Source organism: Peptostreptococcus sp. (assembly GCF_977045075.1).
This window is the reverse complement of sequence record NZ_CDRRTB010000024.1, coordinates 1-18160: the sequence shown is the minus strand read 5'-3', so window position 1 is coordinate 18160 and position 18160 is coordinate 1. Positions and strand designations below refer to the sequence as shown.

General features: G+C 37.0%; 15 protein-coding genes. 12 read left to right on the top strand and 3 right to left on the bottom strand.

Translation table 11 applies throughout. From position 1 onward, the window contains the following. From ACW6OJ_RS03540 to ACW6OJ_RS03530, 3 genes are all read left to right on the top strand, one after another. The coding region (locus ACW6OJ_RS03540) for a cell wall-binding repeat-containing protein (RefSeq protein ID WP_456095783.1) at nt 1–1505 on the top strand (1505 nt) is incomplete at its 5' end. Between the two features lie 164 nt (nt 1506–1669). Then, the gene (locus ACW6OJ_RS03535) at nt 1670–2980 is read left to right on the top strand and encodes a TIGR02679 domain-containing protein (RefSeq protein WP_456095782.1); all 1311 of its coding nucleotides are present in this window, start codon (nt 1670–1672) and stop codon (nt 2978–2980) included. Nucleotides 2981–3096: 116 nt separating this feature from the next. Continuing rightward, nucleotides 3097–4422 (top strand): C1 family peptidase, encoded by a 1326-nt coding sequence (locus tag ACW6OJ_RS03530; RefSeq protein ID WP_456095781.1) that lies wholly within the window; start codon nt 3097–3099, stop codon nt 4420–4422. Nucleotides 4423–4608: 186 nt separating this feature from the next. Here the strand turns inward: ACW6OJ_RS03530 and htrA are convergent, their stop codons facing one another. Both htrA and ACW6OJ_RS03520 read right to left on the bottom strand, forming a co-directional pair. After that, nucleotides 4609–5691, bottom strand: a complete 1083-nt coding sequence (gene htrA / locus ACW6OJ_RS03525; protein WP_456095780.1) for a serine protease HtrA — start codon at nt 5689–5691, stop codon at nt 4609–4611. Between the two features lie 165 nt (nt 5692–5856). Then, nucleotides 5857–6384, bottom strand: coding sequence for a Gx transporter family protein (locus ACW6OJ_RS03520; protein WP_293430069.1), 528 nt, complete (start codon nt 6382–6384; stop codon nt 5857–5859). A gap of 266 nt (nt 6385–6650) precedes the next feature. On the opposite strand from ACW6OJ_RS03520, the gene pepF reads away from it, so the two are divergent. The 3 genes from pepF to ACW6OJ_RS03505 all read left to right on the top strand — a co-directional run bounded on the left by pepF (nt 6651) and on the right by ACW6OJ_RS03505 (nt 10388). Further along, nucleotides 6651–8438, top strand: coding sequence for an oligoendopeptidase F (gene pepF / locus ACW6OJ_RS03515; protein WP_456095779.1), 1788 nt, complete (start codon nt 6651–6653; stop codon nt 8436–8438). 14 nt (nt 8439–8452) lie between these two features. Continuing rightward, complete coding sequence (locus ACW6OJ_RS03510; RefSeq protein WP_293430066.1) at nt 8453–8599, top strand: hypothetical protein; 147 nt, start codon at nt 8453–8455, stop codon at nt 8597–8599. Between the two features lie 496 nt (nt 8600–9095). After that, the gene (locus ACW6OJ_RS03505; RefSeq protein WP_456095778.1) at nt 9096–10388 is read left to right on the top strand and encodes an ATP-binding protein; all 1293 of its coding nucleotides are present in this window, start codon (nt 9096–9098) and stop codon (nt 10386–10388) included. Here ACW6OJ_RS03505 and ACW6OJ_RS03500 read toward each other — a convergent pair. Continuing rightward, nucleotides 10362–10739, bottom strand: coding sequence for a hypothetical protein (locus ACW6OJ_RS03500; protein ID WP_456095777.1), 378 nt, complete (start codon nt 10737–10739; stop codon nt 10362–10364). The genes ACW6OJ_RS03505 and ACW6OJ_RS03500 overlap by 27 nt on opposite strands. 268 nt (nt 10740–11007) lie before the next feature. On the opposite strand from ACW6OJ_RS03500, the gene glpK reads away from it, so the two are divergent. The 6 genes from glpK to purM all read left to right on the top strand — a co-directional run. After that, a complete protein-coding gene (gene glpK, locus ACW6OJ_RS03495; RefSeq protein ID WP_456095776.1) occupies nt 11008–12513 on the top strand; it encodes a glycerol kinase GlpK in 1506 nt (501 codons plus the stop codon). 87 nt (nt 12514–12600) lie between these two features. Beyond that, nucleotides 12601–12879 carry a hypothetical protein gene (locus ACW6OJ_RS03490; RefSeq protein WP_293426540.1) on the top strand — a complete coding sequence of 93 codons (279 nt, stop codon included), beginning with the start codon at nt 12601–12603 and terminating at the stop codon, nt 12877–12879. Nucleotides 12880–13024: 145 nt separating this feature from the next. Further along, nucleotides 13025–13732, top strand: coding sequence for an ABC transporter ATP-binding protein (locus tag ACW6OJ_RS03485; protein WP_293426537.1), 708 nt, complete (start codon nt 13025–13027; stop codon nt 13730–13732). Nucleotides 13733–13741: 9 nt separating this feature from the next. Next, the gene (locus ACW6OJ_RS03480; RefSeq protein WP_456095775.1) at nt 13742–16222 is read left to right on the top strand and encodes an FtsX-like permease family protein; all 2481 of its coding nucleotides are present in this window, start codon (nt 13742–13744) and stop codon (nt 16220–16222) included. 393 nt (nt 16223–16615) lie between these two features. Continuing rightward, nucleotides 16616–17092 carry a 5-(carboxyamino)imidazole ribonucleotide mutase gene (gene purE, locus ACW6OJ_RS03475; protein WP_293426531.1) on the top strand — a complete coding sequence of 159 codons (477 nt, stop codon included), beginning with the start codon at nt 16616–16618 and terminating at the stop codon, nt 17090–17092. 58 nt (nt 17093–17150) lie between these two features. Then, nucleotides 17151–18160: phosphoribosylformylglycinamidine cyclo-ligase (purM, locus tag ACW6OJ_RS03470; protein WP_456095774.1), on the top strand; the 1010-nt coding region annotated here is incomplete at its 3' end.

Below are 18160 nucleotides of genomic sequence, written 5' to 3'. Positions count from 1 at the left end.
GTATGATTGACTCTCAGCTTGTATACACTATCGATATACCAAATGAAGTGGAAGTCAAAAATCCATCAGCAAAAATATCTGGTCTTGATGGCTTTAAGGTTACAACTGATGTAAAAGATGAATCAGGTAATAAAAGGCTGGTAGTCAGCTTAAGGCTAGATGAAAGCATACAGGGTAAAAAGCTAAAGTGGAGCGAGACTATTGAAAAAATAAAGAAGATAGACACAAGTAACCCAGTCCTATCTATTTCAGGTTTGTATGTGAAGTCAACAGTGAATCCAGATACTAAGGTTACCCTAAAGGCTAGCCTAGGAGGCTATGTTGATTGGGCAACTAAGGGGCTAGCTCAGGGGACATATTATAAGGCTAATAAGCCTGCAGGCTCAGAGAATCCGGACTCTTGGGATGATTATGCATATGAACCAGACCTTTCACGTTATGATAATACCTATGAGGCCTACAACCGTACATACCTATATTTTGTCGCAAAGCAGAGTGATACTGGAAGAGACCAGGCTGCACCGGCAGACAAGCCAAACCTAATTTCATATACCTTCAAGGTAAAGAAAAAGGAGAATAAGCCAGTAGAGCCTAAGAAGTCTGATAATACTAATACTGGTAGAATAGATGGTAGGGATAGGATAGAGACAGCTATAAATATATCAAAGAAAAACTACAACAAGGCTAAGTCTGTAATAGTGGTTAGGCATGACCTATTCCCAGACTCAATGACAGCCTCAGTATTGGCCAAGCTAAAGGATGCACCAATTCTGCTTAACCCAACTGACAAGTTAGACTCAAGAGTTGGGGATGAAATAAAGAGACTAGGTGCTGAGGAAGTAATCATAGTTGGTGGGCAAAGCTCTGTATCTGAAAGGGTAAGAGAAGACCTAAAGGCTTATGATGCTGACAAGAATGTTGAAAGAATAGCAGGAGCTGACAGGTATGGAACTTCTGAAATGGTAGCTAAGAGAGTAGTTGGAATTACTGGTAAGAAGAACACAGGAGTAGTAGCTTCAGGCCAGGTATTCCCAGATGCCCTATCAGTAGGAACATTTGCTTCAAGAGATGGTTACCCAATACTTCTAGTTAAGAAGGATTCTATACCAAGCCAGATAGAAAGGGCCATTAAGGACCTAGAAATCAATAAGACTTATATAGCAGGTGGAACTAACACAATATCTAAGTCAACAGAAGCCAAGCTTCCAGGTGTGCTTGAAAGAATGGCTGGAAATACTAGGTACGAAACTTCAGTAGCTATAGCCAAGTCTAAGTTTGGAGCAAGCAAGGAAGCCTATATAGCATCAGGTGAGGAGTTTGCTGATGCCTTGGTTATATCGCCAATATCAGGTAAGTTTAATAGACCTACCCTATTGGTATCAAGGAATAAGAATATTAATTCACCGGTTAAGACTTATATAAGAAATGCAGGCTTTACAAGTATTACAGCTATAGGTGGAGAAAGATTTGTTCCATATAGTGTTTTGGAAGACCTAGTGAAGTAGAAATAGGCCTCCACAAGAAATAAAAATATACTAATACAAATTAATATTGTAAAATATAGAAGACCCCGCATAATATAATGTGGGGTCTTTCCTTATATATGCTTAGGGTATATAATAAGAATACGAGGTAAAGTCATAGCAGTAGTTATTTCTTGGAGGTATACATGGGTAGAAAGGTTAGTAAAAAAAGTGCGATAAACTATTACAAAAATTCATCGGCCTATAGGAAAATGTGTAAGGACCTGATGATGAAATACAAGAGGTATGGTCGTCTAACTGGTAGGATAAGCCTAAAGGACTATACTGACAAGCAAAAGGAAAAGATAGCAGACTTTGTCGGTGAATCAGTGGCAGACCTAGGCTCTAAAAATGATGTAAGTGTAGCTAAGATAAAAAGTGCCCATCTTGATAGTAAGTATGGGGATTTTGACCTAGCCTATCTAGCATCTGAGGTTACAGGAATTAGTTTAACTATCGATTCTGAGATAGGACAACCCTCAAAAGAGCTAATCAAGGAGACTATCAAGGATGAGATTAGGCAGCTTCTTTCTGCTGTTAGACCAGATGTACTTGATCAGATTATTGACAAAATCTACTATGAAAATAAGTACAAGGAGATTTCATTGGGTGACATATATTTTCTGGGGAATGCCATAGAAAAGATAAATCAGAGGGCAGGTCAGTTTGATGGTGTCCACTTTGATAATTATATATATTTGGCAGTTTTTGCCGCAGAGATTACAGCCAATCCCTATGAATTTGACGAGGGGACGGTTTTAGGAGACTGGTTGTTTAAAATTTTAGCCCTTACATATGGTGACAAGCCAACAGGTATGTCCTATATGGAGTACAGGGACAAGGTATTTGAATACTATGGAATACTTCTAGATGATATCTTCCACTTTATGAGTGTGAGCCATATGCTGGCCAGGTCCAATGGTGAGGTCAACTCTGTTTGGTCTGCATCCTGCAGGAACCAGGTGGCTTGGAAGGCCCCGCTCAAGCATCTACTGAAGATGGACCTTATCTATCCAGAGCTGGGAGATGCCCTAATACTAGTAGAAAATGCCAGTGTATTCTATATACTTAGTGCCATGTTTAATAGCCTACCCATAGTTTGTTTTCATGGCAAGCTGAGAAAGTCTGTTTGGACCTTTATGGATAAGCTGAGCGAGGATGCAAGGGTGTATTATGCTGGTGACTTTGATCCTGAGGGCTTGAAGATGGCTGATGACCTTAAGCAGGCCTATGGAGATATGATAGATCTTAGCCTCATGAGGAAAAAGTACTATGAGGGTTCCAAGCCTAGGACAAAGGTAAAGCCAGCCAACCTAGACCTACTAAAGAAAATTAAGGATGAAAGGCTTAAAGAGGTGGCAGATGAAATCATGGAAACCAGACTTGTAGGCCGCCAGTACAACCTTATAGAAATGTATGTAGAGCATATTTTCTACAGGATTATAAATGACCTTTAGACTTGTAAATTAGCTATAGACCTACAATAATCGATAGGTTACAAGTATATACAATTGTATTTTAAGTATAATAAATTTTAAAGAAGTAGAAGTATTAGTATAAATGGAGGTGTATGATGGAATTAAGCAGGAACTTAACAGACGTATTTGAAGATGGTTTTGTAAAGGACAAGAAAAAGGTAATGGCTCAGAGGGCTGTCCATAAAAATGGAATACAGGCATCATGTGAGTCTATAGAGGCAAAGCAGACCCTTAGACCAGTATTTTCTATTGATTTAGAAACAGGCAAGGTGACTGACCAGAAGAGGTCTGGTCGCTGCTGGATGTTCGCTGCCCTAAACACATTCAGACATAGGATAATTGAAAAATTCAAGATAGATGACTTTGAGCTATCACAGAACTATGTATTTTTCTGGGACAAGTATGAAAAGGCCAATTTCTTCCATGAGAATATATTGGCTACAGCAGACAGGCCACTTGAGGATAGGAAGGTAGCCTTTCTACTACAGGTGCCACAACAGGATGGAGGCCAGTGGGATATGATAGTTTCCATATTCCAGAAGTACGGTGTGGTACCAAAGGAGGCAATGCCAGAAGTTCAGGCTAGTTCAAATTCAACAGAGTTAAACAAGTACCTAAACAAAAAACTTCGTAAGGATGCCATGATCTTAAGAAGCCTAGTTGCTAAGGGTGCTGGTGACCAAGAAATTCTAGAAACTAGAAGGACACTTATGAAGGAGGTATATGACATCTTGTCCATATCCCTAGGTAGTCCTGTAAAGAAGTTTGACTTTAAGTATAGAGACAAGGATAAGGAATACCATATTGATAGGGACATGACACCTCAGGACTTTTATGACAAATATGTTGGCTTAGACCTAGATGAATATGTATCTGTTATAAATGCGCCTACAGAAGACAAGCCATATATGAGGTCTTATACTGTTGAGATGCTTGGCAATGTAGTTGGTGGAAAAGATGTAAAGTATATCAACCTAGATATGGAAGACTTTAAAAAGCTGGCAATAGACCAGTTAGAGTCAGGAGAATCTGTATGGTTTGGCTGTGATGTTGGCCAGTTTTCTAACAACCAATCAGGTATAATGGCCCTAGATACATATGAGCTAGAAGACCTGTTTGACGTAGATTTCTCAACCAGCAAGGCTGATAGGCTCATGTATGGTGAGAGCCTGATGACCCATGCTATGGTATTGACAGGAGTAGATATAGTTGATGGAAAACCTACTAGGTGGAAGGTCGAAAATAGCTGGGGTGACAAGGTAGGCCACAAGGGCTATTATGTGATGACAGATGACTGGATGGACCAGTACACATACCAGATAGTAGTTAGAAGGGACCTATTAACAGACCAGCAAAGGCAGGCCTTTGACAGCCAACCGATACTTCTAGCCCCATGGGACCCTATGGGATCACTGGCCTAGATTGTATATAATTTTATAGAATAGAAAAAGACACCTGGGAGGAGGGATTATGATAGTAAAATTATTACCATCTAAAATCCTAAGGCCCATAGGTGTCTTTTAATTTATTGATTGTTTGAATTTATTAATAAAGTATGAAAAATTTTATTATCCTTAGCTATATTTTAATAAGCACCTTTTGGTTGACTAGAAGCCTATCTTTAGGTCTACGGTCTTTCCGTTTCTGTAGACGGTAAGGGTGTCCTTAGAGCCTGATGAATAAGAGTAGAGCTTCTTAGTTAGGTCATTCATTGTCTTAATTTCAGTATTACCAATCTTGGTAATAATATCTCCAGCCTTTATGCCAGCCTTTGATGCAACTGAACCTGACTTAACAGACCTGACAATTATACCATTTTCAATATCTAGGTCTTGACCAGTATAGCTAGTGTATGTTTTTACATCTAGACCTGATATACCAAGAGTTGGCCTGACATAGGTCTTGCCCTCAACAATCTTTTCAACGATTGTCTTGGCTGTATTTATAGGTATAGAGAAGCCTAGGTTATCGGCATTGGCCTTGGCTGTGTTAATACCAATTACCTGGCCATCCTGGTTAAGCAAGGGACCACCACTATTACCTGAGTTGATACTGGCATCTGTTTGAAGTAGGCCCGACATATTACTTGACTGAGTTGATACATCCCTATTAAGACCACTTATAATACCTTGGGTAACAGAGTTTCTAAGGTCTGTGCCCAGAGGGTTACCTATTGCTATGGCTATATCACCAACGGTTACCTGGTCACTATCGCCTAGCTCTGCTGGAACCAGGTTTGACTTATTTACCTTTACCACAGCTAGGTCTAGACTTTGGTCATACCAAATCACACTACCGCTAGTTGTTGTACCGTCATTGAATAGGACCTTGACAGTCTTAGTTTGACCATCAGATACTACGTGGGAATTTGTTAAAATATAGCCCCTCTTATCTACAACGAAGCCAGTACCAGAACTCTTAGTAATTTGATTGCTATCACTAAATAGGCCAGACCCTGAGCTTTCCTCTGTAATAATTCCTACCACAGATGGAGAAGCCTTCTGGGCAACAGCCTGGTATACGTTCTGAGACTTGCTACTTCCATCAGAAATTATCTGTGTAGTAGTACTTGCCTTTGTAGGCTGGGAACTAAATGTATTATTTTGACTAAATTTTAGGGCTGCAAAAGCACCACCAAAGGATGATACTATTGCAACTATGACTACTAAAATAAAAGTTCTAAATTTCATATCACATACTTCCTTTCTATCTAAATTTATTACTTTGTTTTTTACATTATAGTTATACTATCTTAAAATAAACTTAAATATATAAAATTAATTATATAGGATTTTTTCATTAAAAAGGGCAGGTAATAATACCTGCCACTAAAGTCAACTTAAATAAATTCTTTCTTATAGACTGAATTTAAGACTGTGTTTTTTGAATAAGGGGTCAGTAAAGCTGACCACTATACCTATGAAAATACCTGTAACCAAAGATGCCCCTAGCATGATAGGTAGGTAGGTCATCATAGTCAAATTTTCAATCATAGCACTTGCAACAAGTAGCTGGCCTATATTGTGCATTATGGCACCGAAAACACTAATTCCAACCTTGGAAAAGCCCTTGATCTTGATGGCAAGATACATGCCCATTAGGCTGAGATAACCACCGGCTATACTATATAGGAGAACTGTAGCAGCCCCGGCAAAAATTGAGGATAGGATTATCCTGACTGTAAGTATCTTAAATGTGTCCTTAAAGCCAAAGTTCAAGAGACATAATAGGGTGATGATATTGCTTAGACCCAATTTAGCTCCCGGGAAGAAGGCGATTAAGGGGTTAGGTATTAATTGCTCCAATAAATATAAGGCTAAACTATAGGCAACCATGAGACTATAGAAGACTAATTTTCTAGTTTTTAAATGACTACTATGCATAAATATTCCATCCTACTTTCTAGCTAAGTATTTCCTAGAGGGTATATTATTACTAGGAATATAACAAGTATAGCATATTTTTGTCTACAATATGAGAATTACTTTTAAATGTCAGAAAATATCTAAACCTTATAGTTAAAATAAAGGTAAGTGGAGTATAATACTAATAGGAATAAATAGACCAATATATAATAATAAATTCTTCAATGGATATAGATACAAAAATCCATAATACAAATACATATGAAAAAAAGATGGAGGTAAATATGGCAAGAGAGAGAAATGAAATTTCAAATGAATATAAATGGGACCTAGATAAGATGTACCCAAGCAAGGATGCTATGGAAGCTGATATAGACTATATTAAGGAAGGGCTAAAGGAGGTTGCTAGCTACAAGGGAAGTCTATCTGCTTCAGCAGAAAATCTTTATAAGGTCCTAAAGCTGATGGAAGATATTTCAAGGAAGCTATCCCACTATTATGTATATACTCACATGAAACATCATGAGGATACTAGGGATAATGAAAACCTGGCAGAGTCAAGCAAGAGCGAGATGATGTCAACCGACCTAAGCAAGGCTACAGCCTATATAGTTCCAGAGATTATATCCATGGACGAAGGGTTATTGGAAACTTATATGAAGGACGAGAGGCTAGGCCACTACAAGAAGATGATAGATGAAATCCTGAGTGACAAGCCATACACACTTAGTGACAAGGAAGAAGAGATAATGGCTGCGGCATCAGAACTGGCAGGGGTACCTGAAAATACCTATGAAATGCTATCCTATGCAGATATGAAGTTCCCAGAAATTACAGATGAAGATGGCAATAAGGTTAGGCTGGATATGTTTAACTATAGCAAGTTTATCAAGTCCAAGGACAGGAGGGTTAGGCAGGAGGCCTTTGAGGCAGAGTTTGGAACCTACAAGAAGTATTCAAATACAATGGCTTCAACCCTATTTGGTGGTATCAAGGCAGAGATATTCAATTCAAGCATTAGGAAGTACCCATCAGCCCTGTTTGCATCCCTATATGCAGACAATATCAGCCTAGATGTGTATAACAACCTGATTGAATCAATCCATGAAAATATACCGGCCTTAGACAAGTATATAGGCCTAAAGAAAAAGTATTTTGGTCTAGATGAGGTCCATATGTATGACCTTTATGTACCTATGGCAGAGGATTTCAAAATGGAGATTTCCTACGAAGAGGCCCAGAAAATTATAATCAAGGCCCTAGAGCCAATGGGTCAGGATTACATAGGCCTAATCAAGCGTGCCTTTGATGAGAAGTGGATAGATGTATACGAGAATGAAGGCAAGAGGGGTGGAGCCTACTCATGGGGAAGTTATGATTCCCACCCATATATATTGATGAGCTATAACAATGACCTAAACTCTATGTTTACCCTAATACACGAGTTGGGTCACTCTATGCACAGCTACCTATCTCATGAGAGCCAGCCTTACCTATACTCTAGCTACAAGATATTTGTGGCAGAGGTGGCATCTACTGTTAATGAGAATTTGTTGATCAAGTACCTGCTTAAGAATGCAAAATCAGATGAGGAGAAGATATATCTTCTAAACTACTACCTAGAGCAGTTTAGAACTACTGTCTACAGGCAGACCCTATTTGCTGAATTTGAAAAGATTAGCCACGAAAGGGTAGAAGCTGGCCAACCTATGACAGCCAAGGACTTTACTGAAATATACTATAACTTGAACAAGCTATATTATGGTGGTTCTTGTAATGTGGATGAACTGGTTGGTATAGAATGGGCTAGGATACCTCACTTCTATTCAAACTTCTACGTATATAAGTATGCTACAGGCTTCTCAGCAGCAAGTGTACTTAGCAATATGATATTAAATGAAGAAGGGGCAGTGCCAAGGTATATAGAATTCTTGAGAAGTGGTGGCTCAGAATACCCACTAGACCAGTTAAGACATGCAGGTGTAAATATGGAAGAAAAGTCAGCTGTAGACGGGGCCTTGAAGGTATTTGCCGACCTGGTTGATGAGCTAGAAGCCTTGATAAGTAAATAGTGGATGGTGGAAATATGGAGATTATTAACTTTAAATTAGTTGCCTGGGTCATGCTCTTTGTGGTCCTTATATCTATACAGTTGACCCTAAATAAGATACTTTTGTTGTTAAGAGAGATTAGGGACAGGCAGAAGGATGATTGGAAAGATAGATCCTTGTAGGGTGGATATAGGAATAAGTCAATTATATAAAAAATATACAAGATAAAATCAACCTTCTAGGTTTTAGTACCTGGGAGGTTTTTTATTGTAGGGACGTGTCCCTATTGAAAATGCGAAGTTGGCTGCATGATAGATGCTTAAAAATAATATATTAAATAAAACTAAATTAATATGATAGTATAGGCTAGAGTATACTGACAACGCTTAATTTCCACTTAATATAAAATTATAAAAATCTACATACTCCTTATTATTAGGATCTAATTGAATTACAATTTCAATATAATACTTAGACAAAAATTCAGATTATAATTTAATTTTACCATAGAAGGACTTACAATTTTACAGGCTTTTTTTCATAGATTCGAATAAAAAATATATTATACCACGAAAATTATTCCTTGTGATTGCGATTATCCTTTGACTGTGATAAAATATATATGAATAAAAATCGTGGTAAAATATATAAATTATTCGCATAAAAGGGGCACAGGATATGATTATAGAAAGAAAGCAATATTTAGATGAACTAATTAAGAAAAAGGATAACGGAAGAATTAAAATCATAACAGGTATCAGAAGATGTGGCAAGTCATATTTGTTGTTTGAACTATACAAGAATTATTTATTGAAAAATAGTATAGCTGAAAACCAAATTATTGAAATGGCTCTCGATGACATTGAAAATAGTCAATATAGAGATCCCTTTAAGCTCAATGAATATATAAAAAGTAAGATAAGTGATGATAAAAGATATTATATTTTTATTGATGAGATACAATTTTCAAGATCAGTAAAAAATCCATATATTGATGATGAGGACGAAAAAATTACTTTTGTTGATACATTACTTTCACTTATGAAACGAAAAAATCTTGATATTTATATTACCGGAAGTAATTCAAAAATGCTTTCTAAAGACATTTTGACACAATTTAGAGATAGGGGAGATGAAATACATCTTTATCCTTTATCGTTTGCTGAGATGAGTAGCTGTTATGAGGATAAAGATAAAGCATGGGAAGATTATGTCCTTTGCGGTGGAATGCCATTTGTACTTGAAATGGAAACCTTTGAAGAAAAGAGCAGGTATTTGAAAGGACTATTTGAAGAAACATATATTAAAGATATCATAGATCGAAATCAGATAAAAAACAGTGAGGAAGTTTTAGAAGTTTTACTAGATTTTGTATCATCAGCAGTAGGCTCACTTACAAATCCACTTAAGCTATCTAAAAGATATGATTCGGAAAAAAAAATAAACATATCAAATAATACTATTTCAAAGTACTTAATATATTTTGAAGAAGCCTATCTTCTGTATTCTGCTAAAAGATATGATATTAAAGGTTCGAAATACTTCTCTACACCACTTAAATACTATTTTGCTGATATAGGGCTTAGAAATGCAAGATTGAATTTTAGACAAGTTGAAGAAACGCATATTATGGAAAATATCATTTACAATGACTTGTTAAGAAGAGGATTTAATGTTGATGTAGGAGTTGTGGAATATTTTCCAAGTGTAGAGGGAAAAACAACAAGAGTACAATTAGAGGTTGATTTTGTTATTAACAGAGGAAATCTCAGATATTATATTCAATCAGCTTTTGCTATAAACAGTGAGGAGAAGAAAGAACAGGAAAGAAACTCTCTAAAACGAATTGACGATTCTTTTAAGAAAATTATTATTGTCAGAGATAATATAGTGCCAAGATACGATGAGTATGGAATTTATTATGTTGGAATAAGAGACTTTTTGCTAAGAGATGATCTTCTTGAAGCATAATTGAATAACATTGTAATCTTCAAGGTCACAATTTATTATCTTGAAAGAATGAAATGAAATGACTAGAATATAAAAAAGGGTTGTATAAAATTTAGCGTTGGGAGAGAATTTTCCCTCACCAACGCTAAATTTTATACAACCAAAAAAAATCCCACACGTTGCGCCAAGTAATGCCATTATTATGCCTGCACGAGTTTCAAAACTTTGTTTTTTATCACGCTCTATTTTATATTCGCTCATGACTACTTCAAGACATTCTAAAATAGCAGTATTCTCAACACTAACAGGTTGTTCACCAACATCTATGTTTTTCTCTTTGCATTGTGAATTTTGATTTGTATCCAAATCCAAAATATACTCTTGATTTATGTTCTAATACAATTAAAAAAACAAAGGACTATTAAAAGTTTTTAAACTATCCTCGTACAGAATAGAAAAGATAATAGTATCATAGTATATATTAAATAGTGTGTATTAATTGGGAATATATATTACAACGCTCAATAATTCTATATTATTCATAAAGACGATAATCCTTATGGAAGTAGCATACAAGTAATGATATAATTTAAGTAATTCCTAGATAATATTTAGGTCTTATTCTAAGGGGGACAAAATTATGGAAAAGTATATACTATCATTTGATGCGGGAACTACAAGTTCCAGGGCAATTATATTTAATAAAAAGGGACAAATAATAAATGTAGCACAAAAGGAATTCCAGCAAATATATCCTAAGGCTGGCTGGGTAGAGCACGATCCGATGGAAATATGGGCATCCCAGAGTGGGGTAGCGAGAGAAGTATTGGAAAAGTCTGCTATCAGGCCTGACCAGATTATTGGAATTGGAATTACAAACCAAAGAGAGACTACAATTGTATGGGATAAAAATACAGGCAAACCTATCTATAATGCCATAGTTTGGCAGTGTAGGAGAACGGCCAGCTATTGTGAGAGGCTTAAGGAAAAGGGTTGGATTGACAAGATTAGGGACAAGACAGGCCTAGTAGTGGATGCCTATTTCTCGGGCACAAAGATAGCCTGGATACTAGACAATGTGGAAGGAGCCAGGGAAAAGGCTGAAAGGGGAGACCTACTTTTTGGTACAGTGGATACGTGGCTAGTATGGAACCTGACTAGGGGTAAGGTCCATGTAACAGACTATTCTAATGCCTCTAGGACCATGTTGTTTAATATCAAAGACCTAAAGTGGGACGATGAAATTCTAGATGTTTTGAATATACCAAAGGCAATGATGCCAGAGGTCAAGGATTCTAGCTGTATATATGGCTATACTGATGAGCATACCTATGGGGGTGCCAGGATACCAATAGCAGGTATAGCAGGTGACCAGCAGGCCGCCCTATTTGGCCAGAATTGCTTTAAGCCAGGTATGGTAAAGAATACCTATGGAACAGGCTGTTTTGTGTTAATGAATACAGGCCAGGAAATGATAAGGTCTAAAAATGGCCTATTGACTACAATAGCATGGGGAATTAACGGCAAGGTATCCTATGCCCTAGAAGGGTCAGTATTTATAGCAGGTGCAGCCATCCAGTGGTTGAGGGATGAGTTGAGGCTGGTATACGATTCTCCCCAGAGTGAATATTATGCCAACAAGATTGAAGATACTGATGGTGTAGTTGTTGTGCCGGCATTTACAGGCCTAGGAGCCCCATATTGGGATATGTATGCAAGGGGTGGAATTTTTGGTTTGACCAGAGGGACTAAGAGGGAGCACCTTGTAAGGGCTACCTTGGAATCGCTAGCCTACCAGTCAAAGGATGTAATAGAGGCCATGCAGGAGGATGCCAAGATACCCCTAGCCTATCTTAGGGTAGATGGAGGGGCATCAGCCAATAACTTCTTGATGCAGTTCCAGGCTGATATGCTGGATACAGAGGTTCATAGACCAAGGACCTTAGAAACCACATCATTAGGGGCTGCCTATCTAGCAGGTCTGGCAGTTGGTTATTGGAAGGACCTTGATGAAATTTCAAAGGACTTTTCTATAGATAGGACCTTCAAACCTCAGATGAGTCAGGAAAAGAGGACCAAGAATTATAAGTACTGGAAGAAGGCTATAGAGAGGTCTATGGGATGGCTAGACAAAGAGGATGAATAAGAAAAAATTTCTGTATTCGTTAGACAATAAATATAATAGAAGATATATAGGATAAGAGTATTTTTTGTAGGAAAGGTAGTGGATGGAATGAAGAAGACAATAGTGCTAGGAATACTAGTATTTGCAGGCCTGGTCCTATCTATATATGGCTTTATAGTTTTACCAGCTAATGTGGTTGTTCAAGTGGGGGCTTCAGGCAAGCCCTCAAGTGTATATCCTAAGTTGATGGTTATAGGCTTAGAAGGACTGTTTACGATTGGTGGAGCCCTGGGCTACTTTTTTGTAGATAAGAAGGAAAGGAAATTTTTAAGCCTTTCCTTTATAGGTATATTGGTATCTATAATAACCCTAGTATTTAATCATTGATAAATATTGAAAATCATTATGATTTATTATATCATATAGTTAAGAGGTGGATTTATACTTATTCTAACCAAGAATAGGCGTATGAGTATAAAGAAAACGTTTTGCAAATTTTATAGTAATTTATAATGAATAGGGGGTTATTCTGGTGAGTGATAATCTAATAGAGGTTTCAAATTTAAGGAAATCATATGGTCAAGGTGACAGCAGGGTAGATGTCCTTAAGGGCATAGATTGTAAGATAAAGAGGGGGAGTATATGTACCCTATTAGGACCATCTGGGTCTGGTAAGTCCACTTTTTTGAATATATTAGGGGGGATAGAGTCATTTGAAGAGGGAAGTCTCATGGTTGATGGTTTGGAGCTTAAGAACTTGTCTAAGAAGGACCTACTCCAATATAGGAGGGACAAGTTAGGTTTTGTTTTTCAATTTTATAACCTAGTATCCAACCTGACTCTTAAAGAAAATATAGAGGTAGGGGCCTATTTGGGTAAAGACCCCTTGGATATTGATGACTTGATGGAAAAGCTTGGCTTGGTAGAACATCAAGGCAAGTTTCCTAACCAACTGTCAGGCGGTCAGCAGCAGAGGACTGCTATAGCAAGGGCCTTGTCCAAGAGTCCAACTATCCTTCTTTGTGATGAACCTACTGGAGCCTTGGATTACACTACTGCCAAAGATGTATTAAGGATGATACAAAAAATAAATAAGGAATACAAAAGTACTATTATTATAGCTACACACAATACTGCTATTGCTAGCATGTCGCATGAGGTTTTGAGCCTACACGACGGGACTATAATGGAGCATAAAATAAATGATAGTATAGTAGATGCTAGCGAATTAGTTTGGTAGGTGGCAGTTATGAAAAATCCACTAAACAAGAGAATTTTTAGAGAACTTAGGTCAAATATTGGTAGGTATGGGTCTATATTTATAGTTATGCTAATGACCATATCATTTATATCTTCATTTTTTATAGCACAAAATTCTGTAAAGATATCCTATGAGGACAGTCATATAAAAGGCAAGATAGAGGATGGTTATATAGAGTTTGATAGGGAATTAAGTAGGGATGAAGAAAAAATTTTTGAGGACAATCATGTAAAGGCCTATAAAAACTACTACCTGTCTATCAATTATAAGAATGGTAAATTAATCAGGCTATATTCCAACAGGAAACATGTAAATATACCGGCTATCCATAGGGGAAGATCTGCCAATAAAGATGGTGAGGTAGTATTAAATTATAACTATATCAAAGAGAACAAGTTGTCTCTGGGTGATAAATTATACTTGCCAGCATATGTAAATGGCAAGAAGCCTGCTATAGATGGATTAAAAATAGTTGGCTCGGTGGCCTTTCCAGACTATAGTTGTTTATTGAGGCGACCGGGAGATATCTTGATGGATAACAAAGATTTTGCAGTGGCTAGTGTAAATAAAAAGACTTTTGATGATCTAGTAAAAGATGGCTATGGTATAAATTATATCTACTCTTACAGATTAGAACATTCCAGTGAAAACAGGAAGGTCCAGTCTGATAAATTAGAGGATTTAGTTGACGCCTTTGTAGATAAGGGTCTAGTACCGATAAATGCCCAAAATAAGTATAGGAATTCTAGGATTTCCTATGTTATGGATGATATGGGTGGAGATGTACCAATGATGACATCCTTGATGGTGATAGTACTTTTGGTAATGGCCTTTATATTTGCAGTTCTAGTTGAGAATACTATAGAGGACGAAGCTAGTGTGATAGGTAGCCTACTATCCTTTGGTTATAGCAAGGCTAGCCTTATATGGCACTATATAAAGTTGCCCCTATATGTTACGGTGTTTGCCGTATTAGTGGGCAATTTATTGGCCTATACCCATATGAAGAATGTATATTTAGGCCTATATACGGGTACATTTTCCCTATTTCCTGTAAGGGTAGAGTTGGATGCCTATGCCTTTTTATTGACAAGCCTGATACCTATAGGCTTGATATTACTGATAAATTTTGTGTCCATATATAGAAAGTTGAGGCTGAGTCCCCTTAGATTTTTGAGGCGAGAACTAACTAAGAAGAGGCAGAGGAAGGCCATTAGGCTACCACAGGTGGCATTCTTGTCGAGGTTTAGGATGAGGGTCTTCTTGAAAAATAAGGCTAGTTACCTGGTTTTGTGTATTGGCCTGCTATTGGGAAATATACTTTTGATATATGGTCTATCTTTAAATATTTTGATTGATGGCTATATGGATGATATAGAGAAATCTATGCCATCTAGCTACCAGACCATACTAAAAGGACCCCTTGAAAAAGAGGTGGAGGCAAGGTTAAAAGAATCAATAGTAAAGAGGGACAAGGATATATTTGACAAGCCTACCTATGATCAACAAGACAGGTATCTATCTGATGCCATGTCAGTTGACAAGGATAAAGTCAACCTATTCACCATGTATGGAGTCAAAATGAGAGATAAGACTTTTGACCAAGATATAAAGGTCAATATATATGCCAGCAATTTAGACGGGGCCTTTATAAAAGAAGGTCTGACAAGGGCTAGTGGTTTAAGCTCAAAAGAAGATGGAGAATACAAGAATGATAAGGTCTCACATGATAAAGAGGCTTCTAAACAAAAGCCAAGGCTATATGATGTTTACCTTTCAGACGGTCTAATGAATAGGTTTAAAATAAATATGGGCGACCAGATAAGTATGAAGGATGAAAATAGAGATGTAGACTATAGACTAAGGGTTGTTGGTCATACGGACCTTTTTGCAACTTCCATGGCCATCATAATGGATAGGAAGGATTGTAATAAAATGGTCGGCATGAAGGAATATTATTATAATGGGGTATTTACGGATAAGAAATTAAAGGTAGAAGACAAAGAACTGGCTACAATTATAAATTCTTCGGATATGAAAAAAATTGCCGGTCAGTTTATGGTAAATTTTAAAAACCTTATGCCTATGATCATGTCCGTGGCTTTTGTAATATACCTAGTGGTGATGTATGTCCTTACCAAGACTATAGTTGACAAATATAAGGAGTCAATCTCTTATCTTAGGATATTTGGCTATTATGACAAGGAGATAGAGAAGGTATTTATTAGGGTATCCACAATAGCCGTTGCTGTATTTCTAGTCATCTTAATTCCTTTAGAAAAATATTTAGTAAGATCATTAGTAATATTAGCCTTTTATAAGTTTGATGGCTATGTAGATCCGCATATACCTACATATGTATACCTTTCAACGGTTATATGTGGAATGATGGTCTACCTAATAAATAGGTGGATCCTGGTAAGAAGGATAAAGAAAATCAATATGTCAGAAGTCCTAAAAGATAGGTAAAAGAAAAATTAGACTATTCAGTATAGAATTTGAATCCAAGCTAATATCAAATAATGGTATTGGCTTGGATTTTATTTATAGCAGTTAAAGGGTACAAAGTTGCCATTATTTACCTGTATTATCATAAAATACGAATAAACATAGTAATAATAATTTATATAGTTCGCAAAAATACGCTTTTTTATAATAATTTTTGAAAAAAGTATTGAAAAAAACTGCACATTAGGATATTCTTTTAGTATAAAGGTTCGTATATATAAGAATTATATATATATAATTATCTTAAAATAGTCACAAAAATTTATAGCTAAAGTAAATATGTGAAAACGAAAAAAATTGGGACACTAGAAAATCTTGTGCCTATATTTATAAGTTGAAAAGGAGAATTTAATTATGAAAATTGCAGTAGTTATGGGTTCTAAGTCTGATTTGCCAAAGCTTGAGTCCGGAATAAAATTTATAAAGAGCTATGGTATAGAGGTTGTGGTTAGAATACTTTCAGCCCACAGAACACCTGAGGAGTTAACTAGATTTTTGGAAGAAATCAAGGACAATACAGATGTAATAATCGCAGCGGCAGGTAAGGCTGCCCATCTACCAGGTGTTATAGCTGCCCAGACATTGATACCAGTAGTTGGCCTACCAATCAAGTCTTCTACAATGGACGGTATGGATTCCTTGTTGTCGATTGTTCAGATGCCAAGTGGTATCCCAGTTGCAACGGTAACTATAGATTCAGGTATGAATGCCGCCTTGATGGCAATTCAGATTGCAAGCGTGAAGTACCCAGTTTTAAGGGAGAAGCTAGCTGCCTACAGGAAGGAAATGGCAGACAAGGTTCTAGCTGATGATGCATCAGTTGAGTTTTAGTTTTTAATCATAGTGGATAATAAATAATCAAAATATATTCAGTTTAAGGGGGAATAAAATGCTTACTTACAAGAGTTCAGGTGTAGATATTGATGAGGGAAACAGAGCGGTAGATTTAATTAAAAACAAGATTAAGGGAACTTATGATTCAAATGTAATTGGTGACCTAGGTAACTTTAGTGGTCTATATTCTCTAAAGGATTTCCTTGGCATGGAGGAACCAGTCCTACTAGCATCAACTGATGGGGTTGGGACAAAGCTTAAGATAGCCCAGCTAATGGACAAGCATGACACAGTTGGTATAGACCTAGTTGCTATGTGTGTAAATGACTTGATTTGTCAGGGGGCAAAGCCATTATTTTTCCTAGACTATATAGCCCTAGGTAAGCTAGTACCAGAGCATATAGAAAAGGTTGTAGGAGGTATAGCTGATGGATGTAAGATGAGTGGCTGTGCTTTGATAGGTGGAGAAACTGCTGAAATGCCAGGTATGTACGGGGATGATGATTATGACTTGGCAGGCTTTTCAATAGGTATAGCTGATAAGAAGAAGATAGTTAGCGGTCAGGATGTAAAGGCAGGAGACCTTCTAGTTGGTATATCTTCAAGTGGTATACACTCAAACGGATTCTCCTTTATCAGAAAGATCTTCCTAGAGGAATACAAGTATGAACTAGACAAGTATATAGATGACCTAGGCATGTCTTTGGGTGATGCTATGTTAACTCCAACTAAGATATATGTCAAGTTAGCGCTTGATGCCCTAGCCAGCCATAATGTGAAGGCCATAGCCCACATTACTGGTGGTGGTCTAATAGAAAATATTGTAAGGGTAATACCTAAGGGATTAGGACTTGACATAGATACCAAGTCTTGGGACAAGCCAGCAATTTTCAAGATGATAGAGGGCTTTAATGCCATAGAAAAGAGGGAGCTTCACAAGAGCTTTAACATGGGTGTTGGTCTAGTAATGATAGTTGACAAGGATGAGGCTCAGGGCCTAGTAGACTACATCAATAATAGGCCTAGTGACAATGTAGACTTTGTAGAGGACAAGTACAAGGCCCT